Raw genomic sequence first — 8,657 nt, 5'->3', positions numbered from 1 at the left:
GGGGGTGGGGTTGAGGTGGGAGGGTACGTGGGTGGGGGGGGGGGGGGGGGGGGGAGGGAAAAGGAGGGGGGGGGGGGGGGGGAAAAAGAGGGGGGGGCCCCGGGGGGGGGGGCCCCGCTCCGTTGTCCGCCGGAGGCCGGGCCGGACGTCGTGCCCTACGGCTTTCGCCTACTCCGACGGCCGTGCCTTGCGGTACAGCATCGCGCCCGCCAGCAGCGCACCCGCGCCGACCGGCAGGACGAGGCCCATCGGCAGGTCACTGCCGGTCTGGGCGAGCTGTGCGTCGCCCTGGGGCTGGGTGACGAAGTGGGCGCCCGGCTGGTTCGCGTGCGAGGAGCCGCCGCCCGGGGTCACGCCGCCATTGCCGGGCGGCGTGCTCGGGGAACCGGGGTGGGTCGGCTCGACCGGGTTTCCGGGGTTTCCGGGGTTTCCAGGGTTCCCCGGGTTTCCGGGATTACCGGGGTTTCCCGGATTGCCGGGGTTCCCGGGATTACCAGGGTTCCCGGGGTTACCCGGATTCCCGGGATTACCAGGGTTGCCCGGATTCCCGGGGTTACCGGGCTGCTCCGGCGACCCCGGCGGGGTGTGCCCCCCGCCGCCGTTGCCGCAGTCGTTGCCCGAGCTGGGGTTGCCGATGCCGATGATGTCGACACTGTTGCCGCACACATTGACCGGCACATGCACCGGCGCCTCGACGTGGTTGCCCGAGCCGACACCGGGCGAGTCACTGGCGTGCCCGTCGGCCGAGGCTCCTGAGCCGCCGCCGGAGCCGCCGTGGTTGGCGCAGCTGTTGCCGATCGACGGGTTGAGCACCCCGACGACATTGACGGTGTTGCCGCAGACGTTGACCGGCACGTGCACCGGCGCCTGCACCGTGTTGCCCGACAGCACGCCGGGCGAGTGCGAGCTGGAGCCGTGCGCCCCCGCGCCGGTCGCGTGGGCCGTGCCGCCCGCGGCGGCGATGACGCCGGTCGCGGCCGCCACGGTCATCAGGCCCTTGCGGGTGACCTGTCGCATTTGCTGATTACCTGCCTTCGACGTTGTTCCGAATGGACGACGTCGGGAATTCCACCGACGTCCAGAAAGGCCGGTCGGCCCCGGAGCGCATGGCACGCGCTCCGGGGCCGACGGGCTCAGCCCCTTTTCACGGGGCGAGGCACAACGTCACTTGTTGATGCAGGTGTTGCCGAAGGCGGGGTTCAGCAGCCCGATCACCGAGATCGTGTTGCCGCAGACGTTCACGGGGACGTGAACCGGAACCTGAACCACGTTGCCCGACAGAACGCCCGGGGAGTGCACCGCGGCACCCTGGGCACCGGAGTCGGCAACGGCCAGGCCCGCGCCCGCGAGAACCAGCCCACCGGTGGCAGCCGCAGCGGCGACGACCTTCTTGATCATTATTCCTCCTTGTTGGCAATGCGATCACAAGTAGCTGATCACATCACCTGTAACGAGGAGGAACTAATAGGGCTACGACCCTATGAGCGGGTTCACTCTCGCCGGTCACGCCCAGTACGTCTGGTCGAATTCTGAAGTGTCGTTTCAGTGGGTCGATTCAGGACGCATCGATGAACCGGTCGAGCACCCGGACCCCGAACTTCAGCCCATCGACCGGTACCCGCTCGTCGACGCCGTGGAACATGCCGGCGAAGTCCAGCTCCGGCGGCAGCTTCAGCGGGGCGAAGCCGAAGCCGCGGATCCCCAGGTCGTCGAAGGACTTGGCGTCCGTGCCGCCGGAGAGCATGTAGGGGATCGCCTTCGCGGCCGGGTCCTCGGCGACCAGCGCGGACTGCATGGCGTCCACCAGCGCCCCGTCGAAGCTCGTCTCGACGGCCTTGTCGGCGTGCACGTCCTCGCGCCGGACCTTGGGCCCGAGGATCTTGTCGAGGTCGGCGAGGAACTCCTCCTCGAAGCCGGGCAGGAACCGGCCGTCGACGTGGGCGGTGGCCTCGCCCGGGATGACGTTGACCTTGTAGCCGGCGCCGAGCTGGGTGGGGTTGGCCGTGTTGCTCAGGGTCGCGCCGATGAGCTTGGCGATGCCGCCGAGCCTGGCGAGGGTGCCCTCCATGTTCTCCGGGTCCAGCTCGGTGCCGAGGGCATCACCGAGTTCGTCGAGGAAGGCCCGCGTGGTCTTGGTGACCCGCACCGGGAACGTGTGCCGGCCGAGCCGCGCGACCGCCTCCGACAGTTCGGTGATGGCGTTGTCCCGGTGGATCATCGACCCGTGTCCGGCCGTACCGGCCACGGTCAGCTTCATCCAGTGCATGCCCTTCTCTGCCGTCTGGATCAGATAGAGCCGCCGCTGCTCGTTCACGGTGAACGAGAACCCGCCGACCTCGCTGATCGCCTCGGTGACGCCCTCGAACAGGCCGGGGTGCTTGTCGACGAGGAACCGGGCGCCGAACTTGCCGCCGGCCTCCTCGTCGGCGAGGAACGCGAGCACGATGTCCCGCGGCGGCCTGCGGCCGCTGCGCAGCCGGTCACGCACGACCGCCAGGGTCATCGCGTCCATGTCCTTCATGTCGACGGCCCCGCGCCCCCACACGCATCCGTCCGCGACCTCGCCGGAGAAGGGGTGGTGGGTCCAGTCGACGGCGTTGGCCGGTACGACGTCGGTGTGGCCGTGGATGAGCAGCGCGGGCCTGGAGGGGTCCTCGCCCTGGATGCGGGCCACCGTGGAGGCACGCCCTGGGTGCGACTCGAAGATCTGCGGTTCGAGGCCCACCTCGGCGAGCTTCTCGGCGACGTACTCGGCCGCCTTGCGCTCACCGGGACCCGAGTGGTCGCCGTAGTTGCTGGTGTCGATCTGGATCAGCTCGCGGCAGAGGTCCACGACCTCGTCCTCGCCGGTGACGCCCCTGGTCGTGCCCGTCTCACTCACGCTGCTTCCTTCCGCGCGGTCGCTGCCGGTGGTCCCCCTCATCCTGCCCCTCGCGGCGGCCCGGCCCAAGACCGGCCGCGACCCGTCACACGCAGTTCACGTCGCGACGGGGGGTGATCGGGCACCCCTCGAAAGCCTGGTAATGTTTCCTCTGTCGCCGCGGGGGAAACCACGCGCGACAGACACCTTGTCCGGGTGGCGGAATGGCAGACGCGCTAGCTTGAGGTGCTAGTGCCCTTTATCGGGCGTGGGGGTTCAAGTCCCCCCTCGGACACCAGCTGAAACCCCTGTCAACCAGGGGTTTCTTGCTTTTCCGGGGTCCCTGTGACTCTTCTGCGGCCGTCGGCCGCGAGCAGGGCGATCACCAGGAGTGCCGCGAGCAGGACGATCAGCAGGACCACGATCGTCAGGACCGTCGGGTTGTTCCACAGTGCGAACACCAGAGTGATCAGCAGCAGGACGCCGATGGTGAGCCACCTGCGGTTGGCCTCGGTCCAGGTCCCGGCCCGGCCCGTGGTGATGCCGTGCGAGTCGGCCCACCGGGCCGTGGTGTCGGCGCCCTGCTCGGCCCAGCCGCGTACCGCGCGGGGCAGTCGCCCGGGGCCGACGAGGTAGGCGCCGAGGGCGACGACCACGCCGAGCACGATCACGGTCCGCAGGGTGACCTTCAAGAAGCGCAGGAGTGTGTCGAAGACCGAGGCCGCCGCTGGCTCGGACAGGATGGTCGGCGGCAGATGGTCCAGGTAGTAGCGGCGGGCGACGACGAGGCCGATGGCCACGACGAGGCAGCCGAAGGCCGCTCCGAGGGCCGCCTTCGCCAGGGCACGGCGGCGACGGCGGGCCAGCAGGATGCCCGCGGCCCCGAGCAGCACGGTGATCACCGGCATCCAGTATCCGGCCAGGTCCAGCGCGTGTGCCGCGTCCTGGAACTGGTCGAGTTCGTCGGACTTGAACAGGACGACCTGCTTCTCGACGGCCGGGATCTTGGAAGCCGGCTGCACACCGGCGTTCACCAGTTCCTTCTTGACCTGCTCCACGGCCGATCCGACGTCGAGGGTCACGGTGCCCTCCTCGACGCCGATGGCCCCGCGTCCCTTGCCGGTGAGGGCGTGCACCACGGCCGAGTGGGCGGTCCGGTTCGCCGTGACCCACAGCTTCTCGAACCGGTCGCTCTCGACGAAACGCTTCGCCACCCGGTCCGCGGCGGCGTTGACGGCCTCGTCCACCTGCGGGGCCAGTGCCTTGACGGCATCGGCCGCGCGGGGCGGCAGGCCCTGTGACTTCAGCCAGTCGGAGATGTCGGCGGTCACCTGCTTGCCGTTCACGCGGACGTCCACCGCGTCGACGAGCCGGTGGCGCACGGCGTCCTCGATCGCGCGGTCGGTGGCGAGCGGCTTCATCGTCTTGACGTAGCGGTCGGTGTCGAGGGCGATGTCGTGCACCCACACCGTGATCACGGTGACCGGGGCCAGGACGCACGCGAGGACGATCAGCACCGCGGAGGCCGTGCTGCGCAGGACCCTGCCGGTACGACCGCCCTGGGGTGGGTTCGACATCCGTCCTCCGGCATCGGGACACCGGCCGCGGTACCCCCGGGGCCTGTGTCCATTGCCGCTGAACACGGGGCTCACGGCATCCGGGAATGGGCCATCCGGACGCCCTGTTAACGGCACCTCACCCACTGTGTGGGGCATATCTCGTCCGCTTGAAGATCACCAGGTCAGCGCCCGTATACGGCGTCCGTGAACGCCCCGAACGGCGGTCCGGAGTGGTCGAAGCCCGGCCCCCAACCTAGCGTCGTACTAAAATTTCCGGCTTGTTACGAAGCTGGAGCCGGACAACCCCAGGCATACCTGCGGGCCCGCCAGCGCCCCGGAGGCATCCGGGATCGAGACGCGAGGACCGGATGGCAGCGATACACGAGAGCGATGCTCTCGGCCTGCTCGACGAAGAGATCCGCGAGAAGTTCGGCGACACCGCCCGCTTCTCCGGAGGCTCCGCGGCCTCCCCACGCACGCTCGTCGACATCTTCGACGCGTCCGTGCGGTCGTATCCGGACGAGCCGGCGCTGGACGACGGCACGACCAGCCTGACCTACCGGGCGCTGGCCGTCGAGGTGGAGCGGCTGCGGCGCGGACTTGCCGAGGCCGGGGTCGGGCGCGGCGACCGGGTGGGCGTGCGCGTGCCGTCCGGCACCAATGACCTGTACGTCGCGATCCTCGCCGTACTCGCGGCCGGCGCCGCCTATGTCCCCGTGGACGCCGAGGACCCGGACGAGCGGGCCGAGCTGGTGTTCGGGGAGGCGGACGTACGCGCCGTCGTCGGCGCCGGGCACGAGCTGACCGTGCACTCGCGCAGTGACGTCCCCGCGGCCCGCCCCGGCGTCGAGGACGACGCTTGGATCATCTTCACCTCCGGCTCGACCGGAAAGCCGAAGGGCGTCGCCGTCTCGCACCGCAGTGCCGCCGCGTTCGTGGACGCCGAGGCCGCGCTGTTCCTCACCGAGGAGCCGATCGGGCCCGGTGACCGGGTGATGGCGGGTCTTTCGGTCGCGTTCGACGCGTCCTGCGAGGAGATGTGGCTGGCCTGGCGGTACGGCGCCTGTCTGGTGCCGGTGCCGCGTTCGCAGGTCCGCAGCGGTGCCGATCTCGGGCCGTGGCTGGTCGAGCAGGAGATCACGGTCGTGTCGACCGTGCCCACGCTCGCCGCGCTCTGGGAGGTGGAGGCCCTGGGCGACGTACGTCTGCTGATCTTCGGCGGCGAGGCCTGCCCGCCCGAGCTGGCGCAGCGGCTGGTGACCGAGGGCCGCGAGGTGTGGAACACCTACGGGCCCACCGAGGCGACCGTGGTGGCCTGTGCGTCGCTGATGGGCGGCGAGGAGCCGATCCGGATCGGGCTGCCGCTGAACGGCTGGGAGCTGGCCGTCGTGGACGAGGCCGGCGAGCCCGTGCCGATGGGTTCCAGCGGGCAGCTGGTGATCGGCGGGGTCGGTCTGGCCCGGTATCTCGATGCCGAGAAGGACGCGGAGAAGTACGCCCCGCTGGAGTCGCTCGGCTGGGAGCGGGCGTACCGCAGCGGTGACCTGGTGAAGGCGGAGCCGGAGGGGCTGGTCTTCCTCGGACGGGCCGACGAGCAGATCAAGCTCGGCGGCCGGCGGATCGAGCTCGGTGAGGTGGACGCCGCGCTGCAGGCGCTGCCCGGGGTGGCCGGTGCGGCCGCCGCCGTGCGGACGGCTCGCAGCGGCAATCAGCTGCTCGTCGGGTACGTCGTCACCCAGGACGGCTGGGACCAGGCGACGGCGGTGCAGAAGCTGCGGGCGGAGCTGCCCGCCGCGCTCGTGCCGCTGCTCGCGCCGGTCGAGGATCTGCCGACCCGTACCTCGGGCAAGGTGGACCGCAATGCGCTGCCGTGGCCGCTGGAGGGCCTGGAGGCGGGTGGCCCGGCGGAGCAGCTCTACGGCACCGAGGCGTGGCTGGCCGAGCAGTGGACCGAGGTGCTCGGCATCCCGGTCACCGGTGCCTCCGACGACTTCTTCGCGATCGGCGGCGGCAGTCTGGCCGCCGCCCAGCTGACGACGCGGCTGCGTACCCGCTATCCGAGCGCCGCCGTCCTCGACATCTACCAGCAGCCGGTGCTGCGCAAGCTGGCGCGGCACCTCGAGGCCTCCGTGCACGACGACGGGGCGGAGCGCGTCGTCGCGCCGGTGCCCCGCAGTGCGCAGCTGATCCAGCTGCTGCTGCTCGTTCCGCTGTTCACGCTGCTCGGCCTGCGCTGGACGGTCGCGCTGGCCGTGCTCGGCAATCTGCTGCCCGCCTACTCGTGGCTGCCCACCGCCCCCTGGTGGCTGCTCGCGGCCGGCGCCGCGGTGCTGTTCAGCCCGCCGGGGCGGCTCGCGCTGGCCGCCGGCGGGGCGCGGATGCTGCTGCGGGGCGTGACGCCCGGCCGGTACCCGCGCGGTGGCAGCGTGCATGTGCGGCTGTGGACGGCCGAGCGGCTGGCCGATTTCACCGGGGCGAACTCGCTGACCGGGGCGTGGCTGGAGCGGTACGCGCGGGCGCTGGGCGCCAAGGTCGGGCCCGAGGTCGATCTGCACTCGCTGCCGCCGGTCACCGGGCTGCTCAAGCTCGGGCGCGGCGCCGCGGTCGAGTCCGAGGTGGACCTGTCCGGGTACTGGCTGGACGGCGACCGCCTGGAGATCGGCACCGTGAAGGTGGGCGCGCACGCCGTCGTCGGCACGCGCAGCATGATCTTCCCGGGCGCCCGCGTCGGCAAGCGGGCCGAGGTGGCCCCCGGCTCGGCGGTCACCGGGCAGATCCCGACCGGTCAGCGCTGGGCGGGCGCGCCCGCGGTCAAGCTCGGCAAGGCCAAGCGCAACTGGCCCAAGGAGCGGCCGCGGCGCGGGACGTACTGGCGTGTCATGTATGGCATCACGGGCTTCGCGCTCAGCGCGCTGCCGGTGCTGGCGGGGGCGGCCGCGTTCCTCGTGGCCCGGGTGTTCTTCACGCCGGACGCGCCCCTGGCGGGCGCCGCGCTGGCCCTCGTGCCGGCGACGCTCGCCTTCGGGGCGGCGTACGCGCTGCTGATCCTGATCGGCGTACGACTGCTGAGCCTCGGCCTGCGCGAGGGCACGCACCCCACGCACAGCAGGGTCGGCTGGCAGGCCTGGACCGTCACCCAGCTGATGGACCGCTCCCGCGACACCCTGTTCCCGCTGTACGCCGGGCTGGTCACGCCGGTGTGGCTGCGGCTGCTCGGGATGCGGATCGGGCGGGGCGCCGAGGTGTCCACGGTGCTCGCGCTGCCGAGCCTGACGACGGTCGGCGAGGGCGCGTTCCTGGCCGACGACACCCTGACCGCGCCGTACGAGCTCGGTGGCGGCTGGATGCGGATCGGGCGTGCGGAGATCGGGCGGCGGGCCTTCCTCGGGAACTCGGGGATGACCGGGCCCGGACGGACCGTGCCGGACGGCGGGCTGGTCGGCGTGCTGTCGGCGACGCCGAAGAAGGCCAAGAAGGGCACCTCGTATCTGGGGCTGCCGCCGGTCAAGCTGCCGCGCTCCGCGGCCGACGGCGACCAGAGCCTGACCTACGATCCGCCGGCCCGGCTGCTGTGGGCACGGGGTCTGGTGGAGCTGTGCCGGATCGTGCCGGTGTTCTGCTCGGCGGGGCTCGCGGTGCTGACGATCGCCGCGCTGTGTGCGCTGGGCGTCTGGGCGCCGCTGCTGTCCGGGCTGGTGCTGCTGGCGGCGGGGGCCGTCGCCGGAGTGGTGTCGATCGTCGCGAAGTGGCTGCTGGTGGGGCGGCATCACAGCGGTGAGCATCCGCTGTGGTCCTCCTTCGTGTGGCGCAACGAGCTGGCCGACACCTTCGTCGAGGTGCTCGCGGTGCCGTGGCTCGCGGGTTCGGTGCCCGGTACGCCGGTGATGACGGCGTGGCTGCGCGGGCTCGGCGCGCGGATCGGCAAGGGTGTGTGGGTCGAGAGCTACTGGCTTCCGGAGACCGATCTGGTGACCCTTGAGGACGCCGCCACCGTGAACCGGGGCTGTGTGCTCCAGACACACCTCTTCCACGACCGGATCTTGCGGACGGATACTGTGGTCCTCCGTGAGGGCGCGACGCTGGGTCCTGGCGGGATCGTTCTGCCCGGCAGCGCGATCGGGGCCCGTACGACGCTGGGTCCCGCGTCGCTCGTGATGGCGGCGGAGTCGGTCCCCGACGACACCCGTTGGCTCGGTAACCCGATCGAGGCATGGCGTCCCTGAGTACGGCCCACTCGG

General features: G+C 71.4%; 5 protein-coding genes and 1 tRNA gene. 2 read left to right on the top strand and 4 right to left on the bottom strand.

From position 1 onward, the window contains the following. Positions 1-168: 168 nt before the first annotated feature. From ACFQ6S_RS34155 to ACFQ6S_RS34145, 3 genes are all read right to left on the bottom strand, one after another. A complete protein-coding gene (locus tag ACFQ6S_RS34155; protein WP_383418445.1) occupies positions 169-1,017 on the bottom strand; it encodes a chaplin in 849 nt (282 codons plus the stop codon). Between the two features lie 147 nt (positions 1,018-1,164). After that, positions 1,165-1,398 carry a chaplin ChpH gene (gene chpH / locus ACFQ6S_RS34150; RefSeq protein ID WP_030954008.1) on the bottom strand — a complete coding sequence of 78 codons (234 nt, stop codon included), beginning with the start codon at positions 1,396-1,398 and terminating at the stop codon, positions 1,165-1,167. 157 nt (positions 1,399-1,555) lie between these two features. Then, positions 1,556-2,881 carry a M20/M25/M40 family metallo-hydrolase gene (locus ACFQ6S_RS34145; RefSeq protein WP_383418443.1) on the bottom strand — a complete coding sequence of 442 codons (1,326 nt, stop codon included), beginning with the start codon at positions 2,879-2,881 and terminating at the stop codon, positions 1,556-1,558. A 189-nt stretch (positions 2,882-3,070) separates the two neighbouring features. Here ACFQ6S_RS34145 and ACFQ6S_RS34140 point away from each other — a divergent pair. Beyond that, a tRNA-Leu gene (locus tag ACFQ6S_RS34140) sits at positions 3,071-3,158 on the top strand. Positions 3,159-3,171: 13 nt separating this feature from the next. Here ACFQ6S_RS34140 and ACFQ6S_RS34135 read toward each other — a convergent pair. Continuing rightward, positions 3,172-4,437 (bottom strand): hypothetical protein, encoded by a 1,266-nt coding sequence (locus ACFQ6S_RS34135; protein ID WP_383418441.1) that lies wholly within the window; start codon positions 4,435-4,437, stop codon positions 3,172-3,174. 350 nt (positions 4,438-4,787) lie between these two features. On the opposite strand from ACFQ6S_RS34135, the gene ACFQ6S_RS34130 reads away from it, so the two are divergent. Continuing rightward, positions 4,788-8,642, top strand: a complete 3,855-nt coding sequence (locus ACFQ6S_RS34130) for a Pls/PosA family non-ribosomal peptide synthetase (RefSeq protein WP_383418439.1) — start codon at positions 4,788-4,790, stop codon at positions 8,640-8,642. The last annotated feature ends 15 nt before the right edge of the window (positions 8,643-8,657 follow it).

Source organism: Streptomyces sp. NPDC056479 (assembly GCF_042795335.1).
Classification (GTDB): Bacteria; Actinomycetota; Actinomycetes; order Streptomycetales; family Streptomycetaceae; genus Streptomyces.
Note: the sequence above shows the minus strand (reverse complement) of the source record. Positions and strands in the feature narration are given on the sequence as shown.

Bases quoted from the DNA above. Each gene is read 5' to 3' on its own strand.
- ACFQ6S_RS34155 (WP_383418445.1), bottom strand. From the start codon at position 1,017: ATGCGACAGGTCACCCGCAAGGGCCTGATGACCGTGGCGGCCGCGACC.
- chpH (WP_030954008.1), bottom strand. From the start codon at position 1,398: ATGATCAAGAAGGTCGTCGCCGCTGCGGCTGCCACCGGTGGGCTGGTT.
- ACFQ6S_RS34135 (WP_383418441.1), bottom strand. From the start codon at position 4,437: ATGTCGAACCCACCCCAGGGCGGTCGTACCGGCAGGGTCCTGCGCAGC.
- ACFQ6S_RS34130 (WP_383418439.1), top strand. From the start codon at position 4,788: ATGGCAGCGATACACGAGAGCGATGCTCTCGGCCTGCTCGACGAAGAG.